This window comes from Silvimonas soli (genome assembly GCF_030035605.1).
In the GTDB taxonomy this organism is placed as follows: Bacteria; Pseudomonadota; Gammaproteobacteria; order Burkholderiales; family Chitinibacteraceae; genus Silvimonas; species Silvimonas soli.
This window is the reverse complement of sequence record NZ_CP106736.1, coordinates 2,231,663-2,256,894: the sequence shown is the minus strand read 5'-3', so window position 1 is coordinate 2,256,894 and position 25,232 is coordinate 2,231,663. Positions and strand designations below refer to the sequence as shown.

General features: G+C 54.3%; 29 protein-coding genes and 1 other RNA gene. 7 read left to right on the top strand and 23 right to left on the bottom strand.

The window, feature by feature from the left end:
* From N7220_RS10445 to pyrE, 12 genes are all read right to left on the bottom strand, one after another.
* Window positions 1–537: a F0F1 ATP synthase subunit delta gene (locus N7220_RS10445; RefSeq protein WP_283147462.1), complete on the bottom strand. Its 537-nt coding sequence runs from the start codon at window positions 535–537 to the stop codon at window positions 1–3.
* A gap of 6 nt (window positions 538–543) precedes the next feature.
* Window positions 544–1,014 carry a F0F1 ATP synthase subunit B gene (locus tag N7220_RS10440; RefSeq protein WP_283147461.1) on the bottom strand — a complete coding sequence of 157 codons (471 nt, stop codon included), beginning with the start codon at window positions 1,012–1,014 and terminating at the stop codon, window positions 544–546.
* A gap of 37 nt (window positions 1,015–1,051) precedes the next feature.
* On the bottom strand, window positions 1,052–1,327 hold the full coding sequence (gene atpE / locus N7220_RS10435) for a F0F1 ATP synthase subunit C (RefSeq protein WP_053938443.1): 276 nt from the start codon (window positions 1,325–1,327) through the stop codon (window positions 1,052–1,054).
* 119 nt (window positions 1,328–1,446) lie between these two features.
* Window positions 1,447–2,262 carry a F0F1 ATP synthase subunit A gene (gene atpB / locus N7220_RS10430; protein ID WP_313790863.1) on the bottom strand — a complete coding sequence of 272 codons (816 nt, stop codon included), beginning with the start codon at window positions 2,260–2,262 and terminating at the stop codon, window positions 1,447–1,449.
* A 2-nt stretch (window positions 2,263–2,264) separates the two neighbouring features.
* Complete coding sequence (locus N7220_RS10425) at window positions 2,265–2,636, bottom strand: ATP synthase subunit I (protein WP_283147460.1); 372 nt, start codon at window positions 2,634–2,636, stop codon at window positions 2,265–2,267.
* Window positions 2,637–2,823: 187 nt separating this feature from the next.
* Window positions 2,824–3,669 (bottom strand): ParB/RepB/Spo0J family partition protein, encoded by an 846-nt coding sequence (locus N7220_RS10420; RefSeq protein WP_283151388.1) that lies wholly within the window; start codon window positions 3,667–3,669, stop codon window positions 2,824–2,826.
* A gap of 51 nt (window positions 3,670–3,720) precedes the next feature.
* A complete protein-coding gene (locus N7220_RS10415; protein ID WP_390901576.1) occupies window positions 3,721–4,512 on the bottom strand; it encodes a ParA family protein in 792 nt (263 codons plus the stop codon).
* Window positions 4,513–4,518: 6 nt separating this feature from the next.
* Window positions 4,519–5,145, bottom strand: coding sequence for a 16S rRNA (guanine(527)-N(7))-methyltransferase RsmG (gene rsmG / locus N7220_RS10410; protein WP_283151387.1), 627 nt, complete (start codon window positions 5,143–5,145; stop codon window positions 4,519–4,521).
* Between the two features lie 45 nt (window positions 5,146–5,190).
* Window positions 5,191–7,104, bottom strand: a complete 1,914-nt coding sequence (gene mnmG / locus N7220_RS10405; protein ID WP_283151386.1) for a tRNA uridine-5-carboxymethylaminomethyl(34) synthesis enzyme MnmG — start codon at window positions 7,102–7,104, stop codon at window positions 5,191–5,193.
* Between the two features lie 166 nt (window positions 7,105–7,270).
* Window positions 7,271–8,047: a polyphosphate--glucose phosphotransferase gene (gene ppgK / locus N7220_RS10400; protein ID WP_283151385.1), complete on the bottom strand. Its 777-nt coding sequence runs from the start codon at window positions 8,045–8,047 to the stop codon at window positions 7,271–7,273.
* 201 nt (window positions 8,048–8,248) lie between these two features.
* Window positions 8,249–8,842, bottom strand: coding sequence for a DUF4124 domain-containing protein (locus tag N7220_RS10395; protein WP_283151384.1), 594 nt, complete (start codon window positions 8,840–8,842; stop codon window positions 8,249–8,251).
* 40 nt (window positions 8,843–8,882) lie between these two features.
* Window positions 8,883–9,530, bottom strand: coding sequence for an orotate phosphoribosyltransferase (gene pyrE / locus N7220_RS10390; protein WP_283151383.1), 648 nt, complete (start codon window positions 9,528–9,530; stop codon window positions 8,883–8,885).
* A 182-nt stretch (window positions 9,531–9,712) separates the two neighbouring features.
* On the opposite strand from pyrE, the gene N7220_RS10385 reads away from it, so the two are divergent.
* Window positions 9,713–10,528, top strand: a complete 816-nt coding sequence (locus N7220_RS10385; RefSeq protein ID WP_283151382.1) for an exodeoxyribonuclease III — start codon at window positions 9,713–9,715, stop codon at window positions 10,526–10,528.
* A gap of 33 nt (window positions 10,529–10,561) precedes the next feature.
* Complete coding sequence (locus N7220_RS10380) at window positions 10,562–10,819, top strand: hypothetical protein (RefSeq protein ID WP_283151381.1); 258 nt, start codon at window positions 10,562–10,564, stop codon at window positions 10,817–10,819.
* A 64-nt stretch (window positions 10,820–10,883) separates the two neighbouring features.
* Here N7220_RS10380 and N7220_RS10375 read toward each other — a convergent pair whose 3' ends face one another.
* The 11 genes from N7220_RS10375 to ylqF form a co-directional block, all read right to left on the bottom strand.
* Window positions 10,884–12,146, bottom strand: a complete 1,263-nt coding sequence (locus N7220_RS10375) for an AmpG family muropeptide MFS transporter (protein WP_283151380.1) — start codon at window positions 12,144–12,146, stop codon at window positions 10,884–10,886.
* Between the two features lie 82 nt (window positions 12,147–12,228).
* Entirely contained in the window at window positions 12,229–12,891 is a 663-nt protein-coding gene (locus N7220_RS10370; RefSeq protein WP_283151379.1) for a glutathione S-transferase family protein, read from the bottom strand.
* Between the two features lie 104 nt (window positions 12,892–12,995).
* Window positions 12,996–13,190, bottom strand: coding sequence for a PspC domain-containing protein (locus N7220_RS10365; protein WP_283151378.1), 195 nt, complete (start codon window positions 13,188–13,190; stop codon window positions 12,996–12,998).
* Window positions 13,191–13,290: 100 nt separating this feature from the next.
* Window positions 13,291–14,832 carry a PTS transporter subunit EIIC gene (locus N7220_RS10360; protein ID WP_283151377.1) on the bottom strand — a complete coding sequence of 514 codons (1,542 nt, stop codon included), beginning with the start codon at window positions 14,830–14,832 and terminating at the stop codon, window positions 13,291–13,293.
* A gap of 249 nt (window positions 14,833–15,081) precedes the next feature.
* Entirely contained in the window at window positions 15,082–17,622 is a 2,541-nt protein-coding gene (gene ptsP, locus N7220_RS10355) for a phosphoenolpyruvate--protein phosphotransferase (RefSeq protein WP_283151376.1), read from the bottom strand.
* A 226-nt stretch (window positions 17,623–17,848) separates the two neighbouring features.
* Complete coding sequence (locus N7220_RS10350; RefSeq protein WP_283151375.1) at window positions 17,849–18,442, bottom strand: 5-formyltetrahydrofolate cyclo-ligase; 594 nt, start codon at window positions 18,440–18,442, stop codon at window positions 17,849–17,851.
* Between the two features lie 35 nt (window positions 18,443–18,477).
* Window positions 18,478–18,657, bottom strand: a non-coding RNA gene (gene ssrS, locus N7220_RS10345) — 6S RNA.
* Window positions 18,658–18,693: 36 nt separating this feature from the next.
* Window positions 18,694–18,999, bottom strand: coding sequence for a cell division protein ZapA (locus N7220_RS10340; protein WP_283151374.1), 306 nt, complete (start codon window positions 18,997–18,999; stop codon window positions 18,694–18,696).
* On the bottom strand, window positions 18,996–19,196 hold the full coding sequence (locus N7220_RS10335) for a hypothetical protein (RefSeq protein ID WP_283151373.1): 201 nt from the start codon (window positions 19,194–19,196) through the stop codon (window positions 18,996–18,998). The genes N7220_RS10340 and N7220_RS10335 overlap by 4 nt, the downstream gene beginning before the upstream one ends.
* A 127-nt stretch (window positions 19,197–19,323) precedes the next feature.
* Entirely contained in the window at window positions 19,324–20,178 is an 855-nt protein-coding gene (locus tag N7220_RS10330) for a cobalamin-binding protein (RefSeq protein WP_283151372.1), read from the bottom strand.
* Window positions 20,175–21,095 (bottom strand): ribosome biogenesis GTPase YlqF, encoded by a 921-nt coding sequence (ylqF, locus tag N7220_RS10325; protein WP_283151371.1) that lies wholly within the window; start codon window positions 21,093–21,095, stop codon window positions 20,175–20,177. Before ylqF ends, N7220_RS10330 begins: the two co-directional genes overlap by 4 nt.
* A gap of 348 nt (window positions 21,096–21,443) precedes the next feature.
* On the opposite strand from ylqF, the gene N7220_RS10320 reads away from it, so the two are divergent.
* The 5 genes from N7220_RS10320 to N7220_RS10300 all read left to right on the top strand — a co-directional run bounded on the left by N7220_RS10320 (window position 21,444) and on the right by N7220_RS10300 (window position 25,225).
* On the top strand, window positions 21,444–21,932 hold the full coding sequence (locus tag N7220_RS10320) for a peroxiredoxin family protein (RefSeq protein WP_283151370.1): 489 nt from the start codon (window positions 21,444–21,446) through the stop codon (window positions 21,930–21,932).
* 488 nt (window positions 21,933–22,420) lie between these two features.
* On the top strand, window positions 22,421–22,915 hold the full coding sequence (locus tag N7220_RS10315) for a type IV pilin protein (RefSeq protein WP_283151369.1): 495 nt from the start codon (window positions 22,421–22,423) through the stop codon (window positions 22,913–22,915).
* On the top strand, window positions 22,909–23,520 hold the full coding sequence (locus N7220_RS10310; protein WP_283151368.1) for a GspH/FimT family pseudopilin: 612 nt from the start codon (window positions 22,909–22,911) through the stop codon (window positions 23,518–23,520). The genes N7220_RS10315 and N7220_RS10310 overlap by 7 nt, the downstream gene beginning before the upstream one ends.
* Before the next feature lie 20 nt (window positions 23,521–23,540).
* Entirely contained in the window at window positions 23,541–23,951 is a 411-nt protein-coding gene (locus N7220_RS10305) for a type IV pilus modification PilV family protein (protein ID WP_283151367.1), read from the top strand.
* Window positions 23,948–25,225 carry a PilW family protein gene (locus tag N7220_RS10300; RefSeq protein WP_283151366.1) on the top strand — a complete coding sequence of 426 codons (1,278 nt, stop codon included), beginning with the start codon at window positions 23,948–23,950 and terminating at the stop codon, window positions 25,223–25,225. The genes N7220_RS10305 and N7220_RS10300 overlap by 4 nt, the downstream gene beginning before the upstream one ends.
* The last annotated feature ends 7 nt before the right edge of the window (window positions 25,226–25,232 follow it).

Genomic DNA, 25,232 nt, shown 5'->3' with positions numbered 1-25,232 from the left:
CTAACTCTTCAGGCTCGTCGCCAGTTCAGAGAGCTTGCCGGCTATGGATGCGTCGATCACAACATCACCTACCGTCACTTTTACGCCGCCGATCAATTCGGGGTTGGTGGAGGTTGTAGCCGCCACCTTGCGTTTGAAGTGTTGGGCAAGCGAAGTCTTGAGTTCTTCGACCTGAGCGGCATTGAGCGGGAAAGCCGATTCGATTTGCGCTTCCACTTCGCCAGCTTCGGCAGCCTTGTACGACTCATACAAGTCGCGGATGGCGGGAAGCACAGTGAAACGGCCGTTTTCGATAATCAGCGTGACGAAGTTTTTCACTTCATCGCTCACGCCTGCGCCCAGCAGCTCGACCAGCAATTGCTGAACCTGAGCAGCGGAATATCTTGGGTCGGACGCGACTGTTTGCGCCAGCTTGTCATCGGCGATAACGCCGAGCTTTGCCAACACTTCGGACCATTGGTCCAGCTTGCCGCTTTCTTTACCAAGACGGAACACAGCCTCGGCGTACGGCCTTGCGACGGTGATGAGTTCTGCCATGACTGATTACAGTTCCGCTTTGATCGAATCCAACAGCGCGGCATGTTTGCCGGCGTCGATTTCGTGCTTCAGGATCTTGGTTGCACCTTCAAGGGCGAGGCTCGCCACTTGTTGACGCAACACGCCCTTGGCCTGTTCGACTTGCTGTGTGATTTCGGCTTGGGCGCCCGCCAGCAGGCGATCGCTTTCCACCTTGGCCTTGTCTTTCGCCTCGTCGACGATTTGGTTGGCGCGTTTTTCAGCTTGGGCAATCAGCTCTGTAGCTTGTTGCTTGGCTTCACGCAGCTTTTCAGCAGAAGCTTTTTCGGCATTGGCCAGATCTTGCTTGGCACGATCTGCTGCCGACAAACCTTCAGCAATGCGCTGCGCGCGCTTTTCCATCATCCCGGTCAGCGGAGGCCACACGATTTTCATCGTGAACCACACCAGCAAGGCAAAAGTGATTACCTGGCCAATGAGGGAAGTATTGAATTCCACGTTGTAGCCCTCCAGTTTTTCGCGGTGACGTGACTAATTAACCAGCGAGTGCGGAGAGGAACGGGTTGGAGAAGGTGTACAGCAGAGCAACACCGACGCCGATCATGGAGATCGCATCCAGCAGACCGGCGATAATGAACAGCTTGGTTTGCAGAACCGGGATCATTTCCGGTTGGCGAGCCGAGGACTCGAGGAATTTGCCGCCCAGGATGGCGAAACCGATAGCGGTACCGAGTGCAGCCAGACCAATCATCAGTGCGGCAGCGATTGCAGTTGCGCTTTGAACGCTAGCGATTACTTCGGGTGCAGCCATTTTGTTGTATCTCCTGAAAAGGAAGTTGACAAGATAAGGGGGTAACTCGAACCGGGCAGCGCAATGCTACCCGGCGCGATGCTTTAAAACCGCAGCGCCCAAACCGGACGCCAGCCGGCTTAGTGGTCTTCCACCGCCATCGACAGATAAACGATGGTGAGAACCATGAATACGTATGCTTGCAGCGTTACAACCAGCACGTGGAAGATAGCCCACGGTGTGCCCAGCACCCAGTTGATCCACCAAGGCAGCAGTGCGATCAGGATGAACAACAGTTCACCGGCGTACATGTTGCCGAACAACCGCAGTGCCAGCGAAATCGGCTTGGCGATCAGTTCAATCAACTGGAACAGGAAGTTGGGGATCAGCAGACAAACCTTGCCGACGGTACCTTCAGCATGGAACGGTGCGGTGAACAGTTCCTTGATCCAGCCGCCCAGACCCTTGGCCTTGATGGAGAAACCAATGATGTACAACAGCACCGAGATCGACATGGCGAATGTCTGGTTTACGTCGGCGGTAGGTACCACGCGCAGGTAAACATGGTGAGGATCAGCACCAAAGAAGGTGACGCCAATCCATTGCGCGATCATGGGGAAGAGGTCAACCGGGAAGAAGTCCATGGCGTTCATCAGGAACACCCAGCAGAAAATAGTCAGCGCCAATGGGCCGATGACCTTGCTTTTGCCGTGGAAGGTATCTTTGATATGGGTGTCGACCATCTCGACGATCAGCTCGACAAAGTTTTGCAACTTGCCAGGCACACCGTCAGTTGCCTTGCGGGCAACCAGACCAAAAATGCCGACGAAGATGAAACCAAGAACCAGCGCCACCCAGAATGTATCCAGGTGGAAATTGGCCATTGTTCCTTCGGTGTGCAGACGGTTGTGCGTCAGATGGTGAAGGATATATTCGGTTGAGGTCTGTTCAGCCATGATTATTTCTTGTCTTTAAATTTGATCAAAAGCCCGAACCAGAAGGCCGAGGCCGCTGCAGCGTATCCGAAGATAAGCGCTGGCCAGACCACCTTCCGGTGAAAGACGAAAATCGCCCCAAAGGCCACCAGGGTAAACGCCATTTTTAGTGCTTCGCCCAGAAAGTGCAGTTTCATCAGCACTTCTGGCGGCCCATAAGGCAACTGGTAAGCCGTTTTAGCGTAAATGAGGGAACCCAAAACTGCGACAGTGCCACCCATGACACTTGCAATTCCTGCTTGCGAACCCCATAAAATAAAAACGAGCACCGCGACCGCTAGAGTAATCCAGGCCTTAAGCCGGATGATGCCCCGGATCTGTGCTTTGTTAACCATTTTGTTACGCCAGGCAAATATCCGGCGATTATACGGATGACGCTTGTTGCGCGTCAATTTTACACATTGAAGTTACTGGGTTTTTGACCCATGCCGGGTTTTCGGGCGCTCATCTCGCAAGAATTGCACCAATATTGTGCGTTAGCCTTGCAGGTCTGGTCAGGCCGGCGGAAAGTCCGTTTTGCAACTATTTCAATAGCGCCAGCAAACGGTCCAGGTCATCCAGACTAGTGTAGTCGATCATCAACTTGCCGTTGCCGCGTTTGCCATGCTTGATGGCAACCGTTGAGCCAAGACGGGATGAAACTTCTTCTTCCAGCCGGGTGATATCCGGATCAGCTTTCTTTTCTTCACGTGCCGGCACTTCTTGCAATAGACGCTGCACCAGCGCTTCAGTTTCACGCACCGACAAGCCTTTGAGTGCTACCGTGCGCGCCGTGTCGATTTGCTTAAGCGTTGGCAGCGCCAGCAATGCGCGCGCGTGGCCCATGTCGAACTGACCGGCCGCCAGCAAGTCGCGTACCGGTTCCGCCAGATTCAGCAAACGCAGCAGATTGGTTACAGTCACACGGGATTTACCAACCGCGTGCGCGACCGCTTCATGCGTCATGCCAAACTCATCAATCAGCCGCGACAAGCCTTGGGCTTCTTCCAGCGCATTGAGGTCTTCGCGCTGGATATTTTCGATCAGCGCCATCGCCGCCACGGCTTCGTCCGGCACTTCGCGGACCAGCGCAGCAATTTCAGTCAGGCCCGCCAGTTGGCAAGCGCGCCAACGGCGTTCACCGGCGATGATCTCGTAACGATCTTCCAGGCCACCCGCAATCGGGCGCACCAGCACCGGCTGCATCAGGCCTTGCGAACGAATCGACTCGGCCAGTTCTTGCAACGCGGCTTCGTCCATCTGCGTACGCGGCTGGTATTTGCCCGGTTGGAGACTGGTAACGGGCAATTGTTGAAGCGATTCGTTGGCCGCCTCATCGCCCATCAATGCGTCCAAGCCACGACCCAGGCCTTTGAATTTTTTGTTCATGTTCGGGTGATTCCGGCGAATGGGATTGGCATCAGCGATTGCATCTGCAATTTAAACAACCGGCTGTGCAGCATCGACCGGATTATGCCGTGCCAGCAACTCTTCGGCGAGTTGCAAATAGGCTTGCGCGCCTTTGGAGGTTTTGTCATAGGACAGAATCGGGCGGCCATAACTGGGCGCTTCTGCCAGACGTACGTTCCGTGGAATCACGGTGTGGTAAAGCTTGGAAGTGAAGTGCTTGACCAGTTGATCCGACACTTGCTGGGCGAGCGTGGAGCGCGGATCAAACATCGTCCGCAGCAAACCTTCGATCTCGATGCGGCGATTCAAACCTTGCTTCACCCGGCGCAAGGTGTTGACCAGGTCCGACAGACCTTCCAGCGCGTAATACTCGCACTGCATGGGAATCATCACTGCGTCAGCAGCGACCAGGCCGTTCAGCGTCAGCAGATTCAGCGCAGGCGGGCAATCCAGAATCACAAAATCGTAATTACCGGAAATACCGCCCAGCGCGGTTTTCAGGCGGGACTCGCGAGCTTGTGCCTCGACCAGTTCAACTTCGGCACCGGCCAGATCACGGTTGGCGGGCAACAGATCAAACCCGCCATTTTCGGACTTGACCAGTACATCGTTGATCTGCGCTTCGCCAATCAGCAGGTTGTAGACCGTGGCGTCGACCTTGCCCTTGTCGATGCCCGAACCCATCGTGGCATTGGCTTGTGGGTCCAGGTCGACCAGCATGACGCGTTTACCCAGATGGACCAGGCTGGCGGCCAGATTCACCGCCGTCGTGGTTTTACCCACTCCGCCTTTCTGGTTTGCGATCGCAAGCACACGCGTCATCAGACTTCACACCTCTTTGATTAGAACCAGACAGCGCTCGGCTTCGAGGCCGGGCACTTTCAATTGAGCGACCTCGGTAACCACGAGGTCTTTGGGCAACAGCGCAATTTCCTCATAAGGATACACGCCTTTGAGAGCGGCCCAGTAACCACCGCTCGCCAACAGGTGGCGCGTCAGTTTGACGAACTCGCCCAATTCAGCGAATGCGCGCGAGGTAATGACCTGGAAAGGCGCTTCCGGGTGATAGGCCTCGACCCGGTCGCTGACAACAGTAACGTTGGGCAATTGCAGCTCAAGCAGCGCTTGGCGCAAGAAGGTGGTTTTCTTGTGATTGGAATCGAGCAACACAAGTTGCCAATCCGGGCGGGCAATCGCCAACGGAATGCCTGGCGTGCCAAAACCGGAACCCACATCCAGGATGCGGGCATTTTGCCCGGCGGGGAAAGCGGCCAGCGGCGCCAGCGAATCGAGCAGATGGTGCGGCACCATGCGCTCGGGTTCACGAATCGCTGTCAGGCTATAGGTTTTGTTCCATTTTTCCAGCAAGCCGACATAGTCGAGCAGTTTCTGTTTTTGCGCGTCGTCCAGCTGGATACCCAGCGTGGCCAGACCGGCGTTGAGCACGTCGTTCATGAGCGGTTTTCTTTTGTTTTCTGTCTAGGTTAGAAGTGGTCAGACTCAGGCAGCTTTGCCCGCAGTTTCAACCAACTGCTTTTTCTTTAAATGAACCAACAACAAAGCAACGGCGGCGGGCGTAATTCCGGAAATCCGCCCGGCCTGGCCCAGTGTTTCCGGGCGATGCTTGTTGAGCTTTTGCTGGGCTTCAATCGACAGACCCACCACTTGGGTGTAATCCAGTCCTTCCGGCAAACGGAAGTCATCCAGCGTATCGCGCTTGGCCACTTCATATTGTTGTCGTTCGATATAACCCTGGTACTTAACCTGGATTTCGACTTGTTCTGCCACCAGCGGATCAGTCACCGGTGCCTCGCCCTCTTTCGGTTGTGCCGCAGTCAGGGTCAACAGCGAAGCATACGTAACTTCCGGCCGACGCAGCAGATCAACCAGGGTGTATTCGCGCTCAATCGCCTTACCCAGAACCCGTTCGGATTCCGCCGCATCCAGAATGCGTGGATTCACCCACGTCGATTTCAGGCGGGAAAGTTCGGCTTCCACCGCATCGCGTTTGCGCGAGAACAGATCCCATTGCTCATCGCCCACCAGGCCGAGCTGGCGGCCGGTTTCGGTCAGACGCAGATCGGCATTGTCTTCACGCAATTGCAGGCGGTATTCAGCGCGGCTAGTGAACATACGGTACGGCTCAGTCACGCCTTGGGTGACAAGATCATCCACCAGCACGCCCAGATAAGCCTGGTCACGGCCTGGCAGCCATGCCTCCTGTTCGCGGACAAACAGCGCGGCGTTCAAGCCAGCAAACAGACCTTGTGCCGCCGCTTCTTCATAGCCGGTGGTGCCATTGATCTGGCCCGCAAAAAACAGACCGGTTATGGCTTTGGTCTCAAACGACGCTTTCAGGCCGCGCGGATCAAAATAGTCATATTCAATGGCGTAACCCGGACGCATGATGCGGGCGTTTTCCAGGCCCTTGATCGAACGCACGGCGGAAAGCTGGATATCAAATGGCAGGCTGGTCGAGATACCGTTCGGATAGAACTCGTTGGTATCCAGACCTTCCGGTTCCAGGAAAATCTGGTGGCTGTCTTTGTCGGCAAAGCGATTGATCTTGTCTTCAATCGACGGGCAATACCGAGGACCAACGCCTTCAATCTTGCCGGTGAACATCGGGCTGCGATCAAAACCGGAGCGGATGATGTCATGCGTCTGCAGATTGGTATGCGCTACCCAGCACGGCAATTGGCGCGGGTGCATACCCACATTGCCACGGACCGAAAACACGGGCTCGGGTGTATCGCCTGGCTGTTCTTCCAGCACGGAGAAATCAATGGTGCGGCCATCAATACGCGGCGGGGTGCCGGTTTTCAGACGACCAACTGGCAAATCCAGTTCACGCAAACGATGCGACAACGTGACCGATGCCGGATCACCAGCGCGGCCGCCAGTGTGGTTTTCCATACCGACATGTATCTTGCCGCCGAGGAATGTCCCAGCCGTCAGCACGACGGCAGAGGCCTCGAAACGGATACCGATCTGCGTCACCACGCCGGTAACGCGATCGCCATCCAGCGTCAGGTCATCCACCGCTTGCTGGAACAAATCCAGATTGGGCTGGTTTTCCAGCATGTGGCGGATGGCGGCCTTGTAACGCACGCGATCTGCCTGGGCGCGAGTAGCACGCACGGCCGGGCCTTTGGACGAATTGAGCGTGCGAAACTGAATGCCGCCCATATCGGTAGCCAGCGCCATGGCGCCGCCCAAGGCATCAACCTCACGCACCAGATGCCCTTTGCCAATGCCGCCAATCGACGGATTGCAGCTCATCTGGCCGAGGGTTTCAATATTGTGGGTCAGCAGCAGTGTCTTCTGCCCCATGCGCGCAGCCGCAAGCGCGGCTTCTGTGCCGGCATGGCCGCCGCCAACCACGATGACGTCATAACGAGTGGGATAAAGCATGGGGTCTGTGCTACCGCTTTGATTGCATAAGGGGCAATATTCTACGGCAAAACAGGCACTTGCGCCACGTGAGGTGCGCCCGCAGGGGAATCAGAACAGAGCGGGGTGAAAAGGCGGGCCAACTTGCACTGGTGGCCCCGCTTTTCACCCCGTTTTCAGGCGGGTATTACAGCACGCCGTAGGTATGTGCGGCTTCCAGCGCAGCGCCCACGATGCCGGCATCGTTTTGCAGCGTGGCAGCGGTCACTTCGAAGCGGATACCGGTCATTTCCGGGATGAACTTCTCGTGCTTCTTGCTGATCCCGCCGCCGATAATCACCAGGTCTGGCGACAGTAACAGGTCCAGATGCTTCAGATAGCCGTTCAAGCGCGGATTGAAGTCTTTCCATTTCAGATCAAGATCATCCTTGACCTTGCCCGAACAATATTTCTCGGCAATGGTGTCTTTCGGGAAAATCAGGTGGCCAAACTCGGTATTGGTAATGAGCTTGCCGTCCACAATCAGCGCCGTGCCAATGCCGGTACCCAAGGTAATGACCAGCACCTTGCCAGCACGACCTTTGGCGGCACCGAAAGTCTGTTCTGCCAGACCGGCAGCGTCCGCATCGTTGAGCAGCTTGAGCGGTTGGCCCACGCCGTCAGCCAGGATTTGCTCTGCCGGGGCATTCAGCCAGGTCTGATCGACGTTGGCGGCGGACAGCGTCACGCCATTGCGCACAATCGCCGGGAAGGTACAGCCAATCGGGCCTTTCCACTGAAAATGCTCAACCATCTGCTTGACCACAGCAGCGACCGCTTCAGGTGTAGAGGGCTGGGGCGTATCAAAACGGGCACGTTCGGCGGCCAGTTCGCCGGTTTCAACATTGACTGGGGCACCTTTAATGCCGGTACCGCCGATATCAATCCCCAAAACAATTTTGGGCCCCTGAGCTGCGTTGGCCATGATGACTCCGTTGCGTTGCTGCACTGAATAGAAAATTAGATGTCTCGGATTACGATCCGGACCTTACCTGCAAACCCGCCTGGCGGGTGCAAATCGATCTCAAAAATCATCCGGGAATTTAACTGTTGTGCAATCAAAGTCAAGCCAGGCAATAACCCTAGCCCGGACAACAGCTGTGTCATGTGGATAAAACGCGACGGCTTACCTGCCTGCCTGCAGCTCGTTTAACCGCTTTTTGTCTTCTTCTGCATGCTGGCGGATGGTAACGATACTGGCCTGTTTAACCCGGGTATCGTCATCGATATCGTTGATTTCTTTCTGGGTCGCGATGACCTCACCCAGCATATCGGCAGGCGGTGTTCTGCCGCGTTTCTGGATAGCTGCGACCTGAGTATTGAGCCGGTCCAGCTTGGCCTGACCGCTCTGGCGCCGCAGTGTGTTGGTTTGCAAGCTGGCTTGCACTGATTCGATCTGGCGGTCGCGCAAGATATCAATATCTTTGGGGCTGGAGAACGACTGCAACAAGGCGCGATCGCGCCGTTGTTGATCCAGTTGCTGGGCTTTTTCAGTTTGCAGCCGGGCTTTTTCTTCTGGCGTCAGTTGGGGCGCCGGTTCCTTGCGCACCATGCCTTGGGTGTCCAGCACCGATACGCCCTTTTTGGCGCCTGCCACTGGTGGCTTGTCGCTGTATTGCACCTGACCGTTATCATCCACCCAACGATACAACGCGGCATGAACCTGAGCCGCGACCAGCAACAATGCCAGCACGACCGGCAAACCTGAATACTTCATCATTACCCTCAAAATATCCGGAATTGCCGGTCGGCGTTTTCGCTCAGTCCCGACGAATCCCGTATTGCTCGCGGTAGGCCGCCGCTTTTTTCAAGTTATCGGCCATGCCCGCAGTGTTTTCCAGATAGCTCATCAGGTCATCCAGCGTGGCAATTGGAATCACCGGAATGCCATATTGCTGCTCAACTTCTTGTACTGCAGACAACTCGCCGGTACCGCGTTCCATCCGGTCCAGCGCAATCAACACCCCGGCCGGCTCGGCGCCGTGTGCCCGGATCATCGCCACGGATTCGCGGACAGACGTACCCGCAGAGATCACGTCATCGATAATCAAGACGCGCCCTTTGAGCGGCGCCCCGACCAGCACGCCACCTTCGCCGTGATCTTTTGCTTCTTTACGATTGTAAGCAAAAGGGGTGTTCCGCCCGGCTTGTGCCAGTGCAACTGCGGTAGTTGCAGCCAGCACAATCCCCTTGTACGCCGGGCCGAACAACACGTCGAACTCGATACCGGCAGCCGCCGCTGCCTTTGCATAAAACTGAGCCAGTTGACCCAGCGCCGCGCCGTTGTAGAACAATCCGGCGTTAAAGAAGTACGGCGAGGGGCGTCCGGCTTTGGTGATAAACTCGCCAAAACACAGCACATTCTGTGCCACGGCAAATTCGATGAAATCCTGGCGGAAATCGGACATAGTGAAACTGCCTCCTGATAACGATAGAAAGCCCGCTGCGACTTAATCGAAGCGACTTTCAAGAATTGTGATGGGGCCATGATGGGGCCAAGACAGCCAGCATCGGTTTATGCCATCGTACTGCCGCTTTTCGTAACCCCGGTGACAAAAAACAGCATATTATGCCCGCCCCGTGCCGGCTCATGCGATTTGAAATCACTGAAAATCCAGATGAGGGACTCGCTTTGCGCATCATTTCTGCCAATCTGAACGGCATTCGCTCCGCCGCCAATAAAGGTTTCTTCGACTGGCTTCCCACCCAGAAAGCTGACGTGATCGGGTTGCAAGAGCTGAAAGCGCAAGATGCCGATTTGACCGATCTCATGCGTAATCCGGATGGCATGCATGGTTATTTTCATTGCGCCGAAAAGAAGGGCTATAGCGGCGTAGGCCTGTATTGCCGTCGCCAGCCGGACAACGTGGTCATCGGGCTGGGTATTGAGGATATTGACTCCGAAGGTCGTTATATCCAGGCGGACTTTGGCAACCTGTCGGTGGTCTCGGTCTACCTGCCGTCGGGTTCGAGTGGCGAAGAACGCCAGACCGTCAAATTTGCCTTCATGGAACGCTTCTGGCACCACCTGGCTGCGCTGGCGCAAAACGGACGCGACATTGTGCTGATTGGTGACTGGAATATCGCCCACCGCGAGCTTGATCTGAAAAACTGGAAAGGCAATCTGAAGAATTCAGGTTTTCTGCCAGAAGAACGGGCATGGATCGGCAAACTGTTTGCCGAGCAAGGTTGGGTCGATGCCTGGCGCACGCTCTATCCGGAACTGCCGGGTTACACCTGGTGGTCCAATCGCGGGCAGGCTTATGCCAAAGATGTGGGTTGGCGCATCGACTACCATATTGTTTCGCCATCGCTCTCGGGCAAGCTCAATTCGGCCAGCATCTTCAAAGACATCAAATTTTCTGACCATGCGCCGTTGCTGGTCGATTATGACTATCCGTTGTAATGAGCAATGCGTTCAAAACAACAGGTTGCCAGTATGAGTGATGATATTTCCCCTCGCGCCAAGGCCATCCCTGCAGCAGTGGTCGGCGCGGGTTTTCTCGGTGTCGCGGCATGGGACTGGACCAGTCGGCATAGCTGTACCGACATCGCCAACGGGCTGTGCGAATTCTTTCTGCGCTTTGCCAACGCCTGGTTTGGCAATGGCAATGCCTGGCAAGCCTGGGCAGTGGGCGAAGGATTGATTGGCGTGATCTGCTTTGCCTACGCCATTGTGCAGTTGCGCAAAGGCTGATTCACCCGCAATTCGCCACATCGCCAATAAAAAAGCCAACCCTGACCGGTTGGCTTTTTTTTCGCTAGGCAGTCTGCGCGGGCTCGGTATTTTCCGGCACGGCCGTCGTCCACGGTGCGACCTTGAATAGCAGCAGCATGCCTGGAATCGCCAGCAGCGCGCAGACCAGGAAAAACTGCTGCCAGCCAAAATGCTCCACCAGCACGCCAGTAGCGGCGTTGAAGAACGTGCGCGGCACTGCGGCCAGACTGGTAAACAGCGCGTATTGCGTGGCCGTATAACGCGGATTGGTAGTGCGGGCGATAAAGGCAGTGAACGCCGCCGTACCGAGTCCGACACCCAGCGCCTCAAAACTGATGACCAACGCCAGCGCGTATTGGTTAGCGCCCATGCCGGCCAGCCAGGCAAAACCCAGAATCGACGTCAGCTGTACCACGCCAAATAACCACAACGCGCGATTGATGCCCAGTTTGATCATCCAGATGCCGCCCAACAACGCGCCGATGACACTGGGCCAAAGTCCGGCATTTTTGGCAATCAACCCGATCTGGCTTTTGGTAAAACCCAGCTCCAGATAAAACGGCGTCGCCAGCGCGGTGGCCATGCTGTCGCCGAGTTTGTAGAAAAAGATAAATGCGAGGATCAGCAGCGCGCTTTGCCAGCCATGTCGTGTCATGAACTCATGAAATGGCTCAACCACGGCTTCACGCAAAGTGGCGGGCGCCCGCGCCAGAGCGGGTTCTTTGACGCAAAGCGTGAGAATGATGCCGGGCAACATGAACAAAGCCGTCACCATGAATACCTGTGACCAGCTCAAATGGTCCGCCAGAATTAGGGACAACGCGCCCGGGATCAGCCCGGCAATGCGGTAGGCGTTAACGAACACCGAGTTACCCAGGCCTAGTTCAACTTCACTGAGGATTTCCCGGCGGTAGGCATCGAGCACGATATCCTGGCTGGCACTGAAAAACGCCACGATGCACGCCAATGCCGCAATCGACCAGATGTCCGTAAGCGGATTAAACACGCCCACACCGGCAATCACCAGCAGCAGCACGACCTGGGTCGCCAGCATCCAGCCACGCCGCCGCCCCAGATGCGGCAGGGAAAAGCGGTCCATTAACGGCGACCAGATGAATTTCCAAGTGTAGGGGATCTGAATCAGCGCAAAGAAACCAATCGCCTTGAGATCGACATGCTCGCTTTTGAGCCACGCCGGGACCAGATTGATAAGGATATAGAGCGGCAAGCCCGAACTGAAACCGGAAAACAGGCAGATCGCCATGCGGCGAGTGAACAGCAGTTGTTTCCAGTCGGGAGCAGTCATGCGCAGTTGCGGGAGCGATGGTTAGGGGTGCGATACCTTACCGCAACCCTCCCCTGGACGCACGCGACATCACAATGTGGGCTCAGACTCTAGTAGCCAGCACGCCACCTTTACTTTTGATAAACACCTTGAGCTTGTCGCTATAACCCGGTTGCACGGCGTCAACTACCGAAGGATGCGCCAACAAGGCTGTGCTCCAGGCATGGACTTTGGGTGCGGCATCAAACCAGCCGGACTCGCCCAGACTTTCCAATACCGGGAAATACCGGAAAACCGGGCCAAAAGCAGCGTCAACCAGCGAGATTGATTCACCGGCAAAGAACGGACCGTTACTCACCGCGGCTTCAAGCCGGGCAATTTTGCCGAGGACATCTTTGCGGGCGTTTTCCAGACCCTCAGTATTGGCCGCAGTATAAAAACTCCACAACGAACCCAATGTCGCTGAAGAAAACTCCATCCACGCCCGATGCTGGGCTTTGGTGAGCGGATCCAGCGGATGCAGTTGCGGGCCGTAAACCTCGTCCAGGTATTCAGCGATCACTGACGATTCAAACAGCGTGGCGTCGTCAACTTGCAAAACCGGGACTTTACCGGTGGGCGAAAGCTGCAAAAACCATTCTGGTTTGTTGGCCAGATCGATATAGGTGCGCTCGAACGGGATTCCCTTTTCCAGCAGCGTAATCACGGCACGCTGCACAAAGGGGCAGAGATCAAAACTGATGAGATGCAAGCGGGGTTGCGACATATGGGGCTCCGGGAAGGAGCAACCTGCTCGGGTCAGGTTGCATCCGCTCTAGTTGGAGCCCACACCGGCACTATGCAAGATGAGGTGCGGCAAAAAGAAGTAGATCAGTCATCCGTGGGCATGAGAAACCACAAGATCAGATACAGGATCAGCCCGGGGAAGCCCGCTACGCAGATCGACAGCAGAATAAACACTATGCGCAGTTTGTCGGCGCTGATGTCCATGTAATCGCCCATACCGCCGATTACTCCGGCAATCCAGCGATTGTTGCTGCTACGGCGCAAGCGTTTTTCTTCCATATTCCGGCTCTCCTGAAAATAAAAACGGGCGTGATATACACGCCCGTTCTGGCTTGGTCAGATTGGTGCGTTCAACGCACTTTACCTGATTCCATATGGATTAACGGCCACCTTTCTTCAGGTATTCATCCATATCTGTCTTGTAGTTGTCGGACTTGGTGCCAAACACAGCCTGCACACCATTACCCACCATCATGATGCCTGCCGCGCCCATGGATTTGAGCTTGGCCTGGTCAACCTTGGTTGGGTCAGCCACTGCAATACGCAGACGGGTGATACATGCATCCAGACCCTTGATGTTTTCAGTGCCGCCAAACGCAGTCACCAACTGGCCAGCAAAAGCAAAGCGCGGATCAGATTGCGCCAGTGCTGCGCTCACCGAATCAGTAGTCGCGGTGGTTGCAGTTACCGTTGCGGCCGCAGCAGCTGCTGCGGAACCAGCTGCCACAACAGCAACAGCTTCGTCATCTTCACGACCTGGGGTCTTGAGGTTGAGCTTGGTGATCGCAAAACGGAATACAAAGTAGTAAATCGCTGCGTAGATCGGGCCAAGAATCAGCACGTACGCCCAGTGTTGCGCTGCCGGGTTATTGGCAAAGGCGTTGAACAGCAAGAAGTCGATGCCACCTTGCGAGAAGGTGAAGCCCATGTGCATGCCCAGCGTGTTAGCCACGAACTGGGTCGAAGCAGCCAGCACAGCGTGGATACCGTACAGCACCGGAGCCACAAACAGGAACGAGAACTCGATTGGTTCGGTAATACCGGTCAGGAACGAGGTCAGGGCAGCGGAGATCATGATACCGCCAACCATGGCGCGCTTTTCCGGCTTGGCAGTGTGCCAGATCGCAAAAGCAGCAGCTGGCAGACCGAACATCTTGAACAGGAATGCGCCCGACAAGATACCGGCGGTGGTGTCGCCCGCGAAGAAGCGGTTGATGTCACCGTGAACCACTTTGCCTGCAGCATCGGTAAAGCTGCCGATTTCAAAGAAGAACGGCACGTTCCAGATGTGATGCAGACCGAACGGAATCAGCAGACGTTCCACGAAACCATAAACGGTTGCGGCGGTACGCGGATCGCTGGCAGCAGCCCAGTGCGAGAACACGTCAATGCCGTGCTGGATCGGTGGCCAGATCACTGCCAGGATCGCGCCAACAAAAATGGCAGCGATACCGGTCACAATCGGCACAAAGCGTTTACCGGCGAAGAAGCCCAGATATTGAGGCAGCTGGATGCGGTAATAGCGGTTGAACAAGGACGCAGCGACCGCGCCGATGATAATGCCGCCGAACACACCGGTTTCCATGGACTTCATGCCAAGGACGGTGGCCGGAGCAACACCGGTCACTTCAGTCATAACGCCCATTGTGGCGATCATCACCACAAAGCCAACCACGGCAGCGATTGCTGCTACGCCGTCGTTTTCAGCCAGCCCCAAAGCCACACCTACGGCAAAGATGATCGGCAGGTTGCCGAAAATCGCGCCGCCACTTTGCGCCATGATGTGGTTAATAATCGTGGGGATAAACGTAAAGTTGGAACTACCAATACCAAGCAGCAAACCAGCGACGGGAAGAACCGCAACTGGCAGCATCAGTGCCTTGCCGATCTTTTGCAGAACGGCGAATGCCTGTTTGAACATGATGGCTTTCCTTGCCCTATGGGCGATTGCTGCGCCCATGACCAAATGGCCATGACCGGCTCTCGCCACTGTTTATAAACGTGCTTTTATATTCCAGCGGGCATTCTGCTCTTGGCGGCAGGCTGAACCAAATACGGCGTCCTCTGTACATCTCGGGATTTAAGTGCCGTTTGTGAACTATTCACAACAGAAAACCAGCTGTTTCAAGCTTGTTCCCTGTTGTGAGGTGCAACTTACTTCAAAACCGAATTAATCGACCAGACCAGACAACCGAGCGCGGACTTCAGCAACGGTACCCATTTGCAGAACTTCAGCCGCCAGTTTCTGACAGTCAGCCTTGTTCAATTTACGCACCATGGCCTTGATGGAAGGGATCGACGGTACGCTCACCGACAATTCATCCACACCGATGCCCAGCAATACCGGCACGGCCAGCGGGTCGGAAGCAATACCACCGCATACGCCTACCCACTTGCCATGGGCATGGGCGCCTTTGACGGTCATGGCGATCAGCCGCAGCACGCCAGGATGCAAAGCATCGGCCTGTTTGGCCAGCTTCGGGTGACCACGGTCCATCGCCAACGTGTATTGGGTCAGGTCATTGGTACCTATGGAGAAGAAATCGACTTCGCGGGCAAAGATTTCGGACATCACGGCGGTGGAAGGTACTTCCACCATGATCCCGACTTTGACATCGGCGGTGACTGCCAGCGCGGCTTTTTCTTCGTTCACGATCTTGCGGGCCTCACGCACTTCTTCCAGCGAGGCAATCATCGGGAACATGATGTGCAATTTGGAGAACGGCGCAGCACGTAGAATGGCGCGCAACTGGGTGCGGAACATTTCTGGCGCGGCCAAGCACAAACGGATACCGCGAACGCCGAGGAACGGGTTCTCTTCAACCGGCATGGGCAGATATGGCAACGGCTTGTCGCCCCCCACGTCCAGCGTACGGATCACCAAAGTGCGCTCGGTACCAAGGGCTTTGGCGATATCGCTGTAAATCTGTGTTTGTTCTTCTTCGTTCGGTGCGTCGGTGCGCTCCAGATACAGGAACTCGGAACGCAACAGGCCAACGCCTTCGCCGCCAAGTTCAATCGAGTGTTGTGCTTCTTCCAGTCCACCGATGTTAGCGACGACTTCAATATGCACGCCATCAGTAGTCACCGCTGGCAGGTTGGCGGACGCCAGTTCTTCGTCGCGTTTTTTCGCCAGCGTAGCTTGACGATTGCGAATCTCGAGCACTTCGCTTTCAGACGGATTTTTACGCAGCGCACCTTTGCTGCCATCCAGAATGACGCTGGTACCGTTAGCCAGTTGCAATACGGCTTCTTCGATACCGCAAATCGCCGGAATATTCAGTGAACGCGCCAGAATTGCCACGTGGCTGGTGGCACCACCGCCCGTTGTCGCAAAGCCCAGCACCTTGTTACGATCCAGACTGGCCGTATCTGAAGGTGTAAGTTCTTCGGCGATAAGAATGGCGTTTTCTGGCACTTCCAACGCCGCTTCTTTCACACCCGTCAACAGACGCAACACCCGGCGACCGATATCGCGGATGTCGTTGGCACGGCCAGCCAGCAATTCGTTTTTCAGCTTGGCCAGTTTGTCGGCATAGACGGTAAATGCTTGTTTCCAGGCAAATGGTGCGCTCTTGCCATTGGAGATTGCGGAAAGAGCCAGATCCAGCAAGTCCGGGTCGGCCAGCAATTCCTGGTGAGCAGAGAAAATTTCTGCTTTGGACGCATCGCTGATCTCGGCCTTGAGCCCTTCCAGCTGCTGGCGCGCTTCTTTCAGCGCATCTTCCAGACGACGACGTTCCAGTTGCGGATTGTCACCAGCTTCGCGGACCTCAATGACTTCCTGGCGGACCTGGAAGATCTGACCGACAGCCAGACCTGGCGAAGCCGACACGCCCAACAACACGTTCGGATCATCGGAATGCGCTTTGGGAGCAGGGCGCGGTACGGCAACTGGCTTGGGTGCAGCAGTTGGCGCGCCGGCGGAGCCACAGTCTTCGCCCGAACCCGAACGAATCAACTCGCTCAGTGCTTTGAGCGCTTCAGCAGCATCAACGCCAGTGGCCTTGATGCGGATTTCATCATTGTTCTGGACTTCCAGACCCATGATGCTGACCACGGATTTGGCGTTTGCTTCTTCCGTACCGCGCACCAGTTTGATATCGGATTTGAAAGTCTTGGCGGCATTGGCCAGCACAGCAGCCGGACGGGCATGCAAACCGGTCGGGTTTGGTACGCGGATCAAATCGGTTTCGTTCGCACTAGCAGGCGCAGTAGTGGCGGTTGCCGGAGCAGTGCCGGCAAAGGTGACCGTCAAAGCCACTGTTTTACCGGCGTGAGCAAAGCCGCGCGCCGGTTGCATATTGGTGACGATGTCGCCGTTGGCAATCACGATTTCGGTCATCGTGCTCTTGCCGCGGCTGCTAATCAGTTGATCATCAAATTCAATCAGCGGCTGCCCAACGCTGACTTCGTCGCCTTCTTTGACCAGCGGCTTGAAGCCTTCGCCCTTGAGCATGACCGTATCCAGGCCGATATGCAGCAAAACTTGCAGGCCTTCATGGGTGGTCAGGGTCAGCGCATGGAAGCTTGATGCCAGCTGCGTGATTTTGCCTGCCGCCGGAGCCAGCAAAACATTTGAGGTTGGATCGATTGAGACGCCATCCCCCACCATCTTTTGCGCGAATACTGGGTCCGGTACGGCCTCAAGCGGCACAAAAAGACCAGAAAGGGGGGCAATCAATTCCACGGTTTGATTCGATAACGTCATGGCAACCTCAAGGTTTTTCTAAGCTTTTTCCGATCTTCCGGATGCAGTAAAGCCGGCTTGCTTTGGCAAAACCGGCATTCAGCCCGCGTTCGGGTATCGACACTGCTTCGTAGTTTAGAGCTTCATACGCGAGAGATCAGTGAAATTTTTCCCATTGTCATGTTGGCTTTCTGTCATGGAAATCCAGGCTGACCGGAATATGACTTGGAAAAACCACCCCAACCGCCTACGCAGGAGGCCGATAGGTGTTGTTTTCAGTAATGATTTCATCTAGATGTAAATCCCACGGTTCCACGGGCAAAGCCTTTACCCGCTGGCATTCGTAAGCCAAACCAATCAGCCGGGGCTTTTTCCAGATCTTGCGTGAGCGGCGGAAATGGAAGGTTGTATCGTAGTAGCCGCCACCTTGGCCCAGCCGCGCCAGTCGCAGGTCAAACCCGACCAACGGCACGAATACCAGGGATAAATCACGTGCTACACAGGTTTGCGGGTGTATTGGCACCGGAATATTGAACTGATCGCGACGCCAACTGACGGTTTCGTCAAAGCGGACGAACCGCATTTGCCGGCCACGGCGGGGAATTTGCGGCAAAAATACCTGACATCCGGCCTGGATCGCCCGCAAAATCAGCGGCCAGGTAGATAGCTCGCTGCCCATCGGCGCATAAACGGCGATGCGCGAACCGCGGCGCAAATAACCGTTTTGCAGAGCTCGTTGCATGATGGCAAGACTGGCTTGGCGTCGGGAGGCGATATCCAGAGCCGCGCGGCGTTGGCGCAGCGTGCGCCGGAGGGCGGCTTTATCCGGATTTGCAGACATGGATCACAGGGATCGGTGCGGATACTTGAAGAGGGGGGCTTCCCGCGAGTGCCGGTCGGTTCATATCCTGAACCCGGAGGTTCAAGGGGCCGCTGGCCGTGCGCCATCAGGTGCATTCAACGAGGAATGCTCACAACAGGCGCTTCGTGGCTGGCGACCGAAGGATAAGCTAGGTTCAAGGAAATTAGAACCGTAATCGAACACCGCAGGAAAGCAATCGTCGCAGGTAGAAGGGTTTGCGCTCACTATGCCTAGAACAGTTCTGTCTGTCCCTTGAGCACCGCATCCACCGTAGCGTTCATGTCCGAGATTCTACGCCGATACGCACCAATGTCAAAACCACCTGCTTTCACGTGGAGATATTCATGCGCAATGTTGAGTGCGGCCATGATCGCAATCTTCTCGATGCCAATCACTTTGCCGCTCTCACGGATCTCGTGCATTTTGCCGTTAAGCACCTCAACGGCCTGAAGCAATGTTTCTTCTTCGTCATCCGGGCAGGCTACGCGAAACTCGCGGCCCATGATTGACACATCAAGCTGCTTGATCTGGCTCATGCTTCATCCTCCGGCAAACGCTCAATCAACGCGCTGACCCGCAATTTTGTTTCATCGAGCTTGCTGACCAGTTGCTGATTCAGTTGCGCCGCAGCCAGAATTTCCTGGCGCAGTTGGTGGTTATCACTGCGCAAGGCCGTGACAATGCGCGCCAACATGTGGATTTTTTCTTCAAGAGTGGCGAGTTCGGCGTCCATGTCGACCCATCGCGGTTTTAATTCTGTGGGATTCTATGACATCTAAGGCAAGCTTGCTGGGCTGTAACGTATTGTTGTGCGGCAAACCACGCTGTTTACGACTTCAAAAGCCGTAAATTCGCATATTTCAGCGCCTGAGGGCATCGACGGCCGCACACAAAGTCTGCATGCCTTCAATCAGACGTGGCCCCGGCCGCACGAACTGATCACCCTCCAATCCGAGCAAATGACGGTTTTTTACCGCCGGAATTTGCGGCCAGGCTCGCCACATTTTCAGTGTATCGGTTGGGCCAGTGCTCAGGATCAAGTCCGGAGCGAACGCTAACACCACTTCGGTGCTGACTTGCGGCGCCTCAGTTTTGGCATCCGCATACGGCGTAATCGCACCGCAATCGGCCAGTGCCTGACCGAGAAAACTCTGCCTGGACAACGTTAGTAGCGGCTGTTCGCTTACCTGCAAAAAAACCTTGACCGGATTTGCCGACCGATAACGCTGACGCAAAGCCTGATAACGGCTCTCCTGCTGTCGCGCCAATTGGTCTGCCACCGCATCCTGGCCCAGCAACCGCCCAAGGCGGCGCAGGCTGGACGCGACATCCAGTGGCGTTTGTGGCCGGCTGACAAACACCGGAATATGCTGGCGAATCAATTGTGCAACCGACTGGCTCACCGCCTGGCTTTCCCAAACTACGACCAGATCCGGATGAACCCCCAAGACGGCCTCGATATTCAGACTCTGAAAATCGGCCACTTTAGGCAACTTTTTGACGCTAGCCGGGTAGTCACTGGCCGTATCCACCGCCACCAGCGCAGCGGGTCGCAATGCCGCAACCAGTTCCGTTGCATGCGGCGCCAAGGTAATCACCCGTTGTGCTGGCTGGGGTAAACGAATGATCTGACCGTTATCGTCCTTTGCTTCCACACTGGCAAAACCGAAAACCGGCACGGCCAGCAGCAGCGCGAAACACCAAACCCGAATCACTCCTGTTCTTCCTCGTCTTCACCCTTGCTGCCCGCATGGGTGTAGTCGGTTTGGCGGATTGGCTGTGGTGGAGCAATGAAATCCTCCGGTGTTTCCAGCGTGATCCGACCCAAGTTGCCCGAGCGAAACTCCGTCAAAATCAACTCAGCGGTTTTCTGTTCATCCAGCACGCCACCAGGCAGGATCGCTCCACGCTTGCGGCCAATTTTCTCGAAAATCTGCTCGAAACCGCCGTCAAGATCAGCCAGCTTGAACCGGGCCTTCAGCAATTCCGGGTAGCGCTCGATCCAGGTTTGCACGCCAAACCACGCTACCTCCGTCTCGTGGAACGCATTACGACCTACCGACCCGGCCAATGCCAGCCGCAGACCGGATTCTTCCCGCTCGATCCGTGGCCACAGCAAACCTGGGGTGTCGTAAAGGATCACGCCGTCAAGCGTTTCTACCCGCTGCTGCCGTTTGGTCACACCAGGCGTATCCGCCACCTTGGCGACCTTGCGATTCATCAGCGTGTTAATTAGCGTCGATTTGCCAACGTTGGGGATCCCCACGATCAGCGCCCGCAACGGTTTTTCCATTCCGGTGCGATGGGGTGCCAGTTCGCGACACAACTGCGCGATCTTCTTCACGTCGCCAGGCTTCTTGTCGTCACCCAGCAGCAACGACGCAGTGTTCGGTTGCGCCTTGAACCATTCCAGCCAGACTTTGTTCTGCACCGGATCAGCCAGATCAGCTTTGTTCAAAATTTTCAGCGCTGGCCGCTGCCGACTCTTGCGCAAGACTTCGAGCATGGGGTTGCTGCTGGACAGCGGCAGACGGGCATCGACGATCTCGATCACCATATCTACCTTGCCGATGGTTTCTTCCACCGCCTTGCGGGCAGCGTTCATGTGCCCGGGATACCACTGGATCGCCATCGGACGTCCCCTTCTGTGAAGCAAAAAAGCGTTGGATTATACCTTTGTTCACAAAGCCCTAATGAAATCAATCACATGGCCTGTGGAAAAAAACAGTGGACCAGGGGATAACTCCCCCCGCCCGGCAACCGCCCGAAAGCACCCCCAAACTATCCACAGGCCATACGCAACTTGAATACAACCCTTGAACCGTAATAACATGCTGATCGATAACAGAAAATAAGGTTATCCACAGAAAAGGTCACTCCTTATTATCTATTCTTGTATCTTCTTATCCAATATTGTTGTTTAAGTGAAAACCTGTTCACCAAATGGTTTTTCCTTCAGCCCTAACGTTAAAGAATCACCATGAAACGTCTGTACTGGCTTGTTCCTGTAGTTGTTGTCTTGATCACAGCAGCAATTCTGCTAACCCAAGACAGCAGAAAATTGGCTCCTGAAGTTGACTACACCACCTTACAAGGCACCACCAGTAACCTGGCTTCCATGAAAGGAAAAGTGGTACTGGTCAACTTTTGGGCAACTACCTGTCCAGGGTGCGTTGAAGAAATGGCTAATCTGGGGTCGCTACAAAACAAGTTTGGGCCAAAAGGCTACGAAACTTTATCTGTAGCTATGCAATACGACCCGCAGCTTTATGTTCAGAATTTTGTCAGCCAGCAAAAAATGCCATTTATCATTACTCATGATCTGAGCGGAAATATAGCCAAAGCGTTTGGCGACGTTAGTCTTACTCCGACGAGTTTTTTAATTGATAAGCAGGGGAGAATTGTCAAACGTTATTTGGGCACGATCAATAAAACCGAACTTGAAAAAGAAATCACTCTGTTAATTTGAGTAACCGTCTTATACAACAGCATCCTGCAAGCTTTATTTCGTACCCTCAATAGACCTCAATCCTTCTCCCTTCAGCACTGCGCGATTCACTATCAAAAAGTTGAAGCATCCCGACAAGACCTGCCAGTGGTTACCTATCCCGCCTCCTTACCTATCCGTATTTACTGTCAAAAATTGACAGGAATTATTATTTTTTTGTCAGAATTTCCTTTGGATGCTCAGCGAGGGGAGGAAAACAAGCCGTTGATGTTGCTTTTTCTGACATTCGTCTGTCGCAAATGCATTCTCATAACACTTTGTTCTAATATTCGATCATGAAGCGATGATGCGCATGTCTTCTTCGCGGTCGATGCCATATCCTTTTAAACAGCGGCTAGCGCAAAAATGACATGTCTAGTGGCAGTGAGAACGATCGGTAATCAGTTTTTATAGATATCGTCTGCTGTGCTGAGCAGAGAATTTCCCAATATTCATAAGGTGTAATACCTATGACACAGCAAAACCTTTACAAGACGTCTGGAAAAAAACACCACCGCACAGCCGGATTTACACTGGTTGAGCTGATGATTACTGTTGCCGTTGTAGCAATCCTTACCTCTATAGCCATTCCTTCCTATCAAAATTACGTTATTCGTTCAAAATTGGCTAACGCAATCAATGGCTTAAGTGCGATGCAAGCAGCGATGGAACAATATTTTCAAGACAACCGGGTCTATACCGACGCCTCAGCAGCTGTTCTTGCTCCTTGCGATGGTCCCGCAAATTCGCGAACGTTTGGCGACTTTATCGTCTCATGCTCTGCAATTACTGCGACCACTTACACCCTTCAAGCTGTACCGGTAGTAGCTACCGGTTCACTTGCCGGTTTTACATATACGGTAGATCAAACTGACACCAAGACGACTACCTTTGGCCCTGCTTGGGGTAGCACAGCAATTGCAGGAAGTTGTTGGTCCACGACTAAAGGGGCTACAACATGCTGAACAAAGGTGGCGAGCATGGATTTACGCTCATTGAATTTATGATTGCCATAGCAATTTCATGCATTCTTTTGTGGCTGGCCATTCCCGCCTTTGGTACATGGATCCAAAATACACGTACTCGTACTGCAGCCGAAAGCCTGCAAAATGCATTGCGCACTGCTAAAGCCAACGCCACCCAACTCAATAGGGTCGTAACATTATCGCTGACCACTGCTAATCCCTCTGCGGGAAATATTCCGTCTGGAGCAGCGCTCAGCGCAAGTGGGACAAACTGGTTTACGCAAACAGTTACTTTAATGGCCGGCGAAAATACCGCTTATTTGCAGGGCGGTAGCTTGGGTACCGCCAGTGTGACTGTCAACGGCCCAGTAACTGTTTGCTTCAATGCAATGGGCAGATTGTCGTCAGCAGCTGGTTGTAGCATCCCAGCCACAGGTAACGGCGTTTTGGCTTATACAGTGGATAGCAGCGCAATCAGCGGGAATCCTGCTGATCGCCCGCTCCAAGTGACCGTCAGCTCCGCCGGCGCGGTGAGAATGTGTGATCCCGCTAAAGTCTATTCATCATCCAATCCAGATGGTTGCTTTGCTAATTCTTCGTATTGATTAACTTTCAGGTACATAACATGCAATCCGCCAAAAAACAGACCGGTTTCATGCTCTTGGAAGTGTTGATAGCGATATTGGTATTTTCTATTGGTGTAATTGGGCTGGTAGCCGCAGTTACTGTTGCATCGAGGACCACTACATCTTCGGAGAATCGCACCAGAGCTGCTCTATTCGCAAATGAGATAATTTCACAAATGTGGGCAAATCAGACGGTCAATATTCCGGCACAAATCACTGCTTGGCAAAACCAGATCCCGATTGGTGCAGCGGCAGCGACCAATACTGCGGGTGGGCTCTCTCCCTTACCTAATGGAGTTGGAACGGTTGTTACAAATGTAGCCACCAACACCGCAACTGTTACGGTGACATGGCAAGAACCAAAAAGCACAAAGACAAGTTCATATTCAACGCAGGTAGTTATTCAATGAGCCTCAAGCAAAATAACAGACCACTTGTTTTGCGTAAGAACGATGAACATGGCTTTAGCGTAATGGAGCTAATGATTGCGCTAGTTATTGGTTTGATCGTCTCTCTGATTATATTTTCCGTATTGAAAGCAAATGAAGGACGTAAACGTACTATTGTGTCCGTCGGGGATATGGACCAAGCTGGTTCATACGCATTATTCCAGGCTGACCAACTAATTCGCAGTGCGGGGACCGGATTTTCTGGCGATCCTGCAACTACTTATGGTTGCGCCCTTAGTGCCATAAATCAGGCTGGTATTTCAATTTTACCTCCAGTCGCAGCTTTACCTGCGCCATTTGATAATCTCACTGCGGATATCAGTACCTATCGATTAGCGCCTGTTTTGATAGACAAGGGAGGGTCATCATTCGTTAATCCGCTAAATAATGCCGCTCCAGCCTCAGATATTCTGGTGGTAATGGCTGGTAATGGTGGCGTAGCCGAATACCAGACTTATCTTACAGCGACAGCGCCGACTTCTGGTTCTGTAAGTGTGCCCAATTCGGCAAATTTTTCGGCTAACGATATTATTCTGGCAGCAGCCCCCACTGCTTTAACAACCGGCAACAACGGTAACTGTTATGTAGACCAACTTTCCTCTGCCGCTATTACAAGCTATATCGGCCCCGTAACTCTGAGTCTTGGTGGTTCTTTACATTCGTCAACTACCGGTATCGGTAACGTCCCGGGAACAACCGGCGAATTAATGTCAATTGGCAATTTAAATTCTGCTACGCCGGGTTCAACCACCAATGCTCCGCGATTTGTTGCTATAACTGCTGGCGCTTACAACACTTTGTACAGTTATGATCTTTTACACATGACTAGTTTGATGCGCGGCCAAGCTAGCGAAACGGTTCAACCACTGGCAGACGGGATTGTAGAAATTCATGCCGTATATGGCATCTGGACGCCTACTGGTCTGGAATGGGTTGATCCTTCTGGCAATTACAGTTCAAGCAATCTCATGTCGGGAACCCCTGCGGCAAACGGCCTTTTGCAAAGCATTCGTGCTGTTCGGGTAGCTATGCTCATAAGAACGTCGTTGCCGGAGAAAACGGCTATTCAGGAGTCAGCCAACGCAGGTACCAGAACCGTAGCAATGTTTACGGACCTCGCCAGCGCTGCGGGAACTCCCGCTCCAAGCTATAGTCGAGCCCTTTCTGGGCAAGAGCTGAATTACCGTTACCGCGTTGTTGAATCAACGATTCCAATTCGTAATGTTGCCAAATAGGGGCGTG

Bases quoted from the DNA above. Each gene is read 5' to 3' on its own strand.
- N7220_RS10445 (WP_283147462.1), bottom strand. From the start codon at position 537: ATGGCAGAACTCATCACCGTCGCAAGGCCGTACGCCGAGGCTGTGTTC.
- atpE (WP_053938443.1), bottom strand. From the start codon at position 1,327: ATGGCTGCACCCGAAGTAATCGCTAGCGTTCAAAGCGCAACTGCAATC.
- atpB (WP_313790863.1), bottom strand. From the start codon at position 2,262: ATGGCTGAACAGACCTCAACCGAATATATCCTTCACCATCTGACGCAC.
- N7220_RS10425 (WP_283147460.1), bottom strand. From the start codon at position 2,636: ATGGTTAACAAAGCACAGATCCGGGGCATCATCCGGCTTAAGGCCTGG.
- N7220_RS10420 (WP_283151388.1), bottom strand. From the start codon at position 3,669: ATGAACAAAAAATTCAAAGGCCTGGGTCGTGGCTTGGACGCATTGATG.
- N7220_RS10415 (WP_390901576.1), bottom strand. From the start codon at position 4,512: ATGACGCGTGTGCTTGCGATCGCAAACCAGAAAGGCGGAGTGGGTAAA.
- rsmG (WP_283151387.1), bottom strand. From the start codon at position 5,145: ATGAACGACGTGCTCAACGCCGGTCTGGCCACGCTGGGTATCCAGCTG.
- mnmG (WP_283151386.1), bottom strand. From the start codon at position 7,104: ATGCTTTATCCCACTCGTTATGACGTCATCGTGGTTGGCGGCGGCCAT.
- ppgK (WP_283151385.1), bottom strand. From the start codon at position 8,047: ATGGCCAACGCAGCTCAGGGGCCCAAAATTGTTTTGGGGATTGATATC.
- N7220_RS10395 (WP_283151384.1), bottom strand. From the start codon at position 8,842: ATGATGAAGTATTCAGGTTTGCCGGTCGTGCTGGCATTGTTGCTGGTC.
- pyrE (WP_283151383.1), bottom strand. From the start codon at position 9,530: ATGTCCGATTTCCGCCAGGATTTCATCGAATTTGCCGTGGCACAGAAT.
- N7220_RS10385 (WP_283151382.1), top strand. From the start codon at position 9,713: ATGCGATTTGAAATCACTGAAAATCCAGATGAGGGACTCGCTTTGCGC.
- N7220_RS10380 (WP_283151381.1), top strand. From the start codon at position 10,562: ATGAGTGATGATATTTCCCCTCGCGCCAAGGCCATCCCTGCAGCAGTG.
- N7220_RS10375 (WP_283151380.1), bottom strand. From the start codon at position 12,146: ATGACTGCTCCCGACTGGAAACAACTGCTGTTCACTCGCCGCATGGCG.
- N7220_RS10370 (WP_283151379.1), bottom strand. From the start codon at position 12,891: ATGTCGCAACCCCGCTTGCATCTCATCAGTTTTGATCTCTGCCCCTTT.
- N7220_RS10365 (WP_283151378.1), bottom strand. From the start codon at position 13,190: ATGGAAGAAAAACGCTTGCGCCGTAGCAGCAACAATCGCTGGATTGCC.
- N7220_RS10360 (WP_283151377.1), bottom strand. From the start codon at position 14,832: ATGTTCAAACAGGCATTCGCCGTTCTGCAAAAGATCGGCAAGGCACTG.
- ptsP (WP_283151376.1), bottom strand. From the start codon at position 17,622: ATGACGTTATCGAATCAAACCGTGGAATTGATTGCCCCCCTTTCTGGT.
- N7220_RS10350 (WP_283151375.1), bottom strand. From the start codon at position 18,442: ATGTCTGCAAATCCGGATAAAGCCGCCCTCCGGCGCACGCTGCGCCAA.
- N7220_RS10340 (WP_283151374.1), bottom strand. From the start codon at position 18,999: ATGAGCCAGATCAAGCAGCTTGATGTGTCAATCATGGGCCGCGAGTTT.
- N7220_RS10335 (WP_283151373.1), bottom strand. From the start codon at position 19,196: ATGGACGCCGAACTCGCCACTCTTGAAGAAAAAATCCACATGTTGGCG.
- ylqF (WP_283151371.1), bottom strand. From the start codon at position 21,095: ATGGCGATCCAGTGGTATCCCGGGCACATGAACGCTGCCCGCAAGGCG.
- N7220_RS10320 (WP_283151370.1), top strand. From the start codon at position 21,444: ATGAAACGTCTGTACTGGCTTGTTCCTGTAGTTGTTGTCTTGATCACA.
- N7220_RS10315 (WP_283151369.1), top strand. From the start codon at position 22,421: ATGACACAGCAAAACCTTTACAAGACGTCTGGAAAAAAACACCACCGC.
- N7220_RS10310 (WP_283151368.1), top strand. From the start codon at position 22,909: ATGCTGAACAAAGGTGGCGAGCATGGATTTACGCTCATTGAATTTATG.
- N7220_RS10305 (WP_283151367.1), top strand. From the start codon at position 23,541: ATGCAATCCGCCAAAAAACAGACCGGTTTCATGCTCTTGGAAGTGTTG.
- N7220_RS10300 (WP_283151366.1), top strand. From the start codon at position 23,948: ATGAGCCTCAAGCAAAATAACAGACCACTTGTTTTGCGTAAGAACGAT.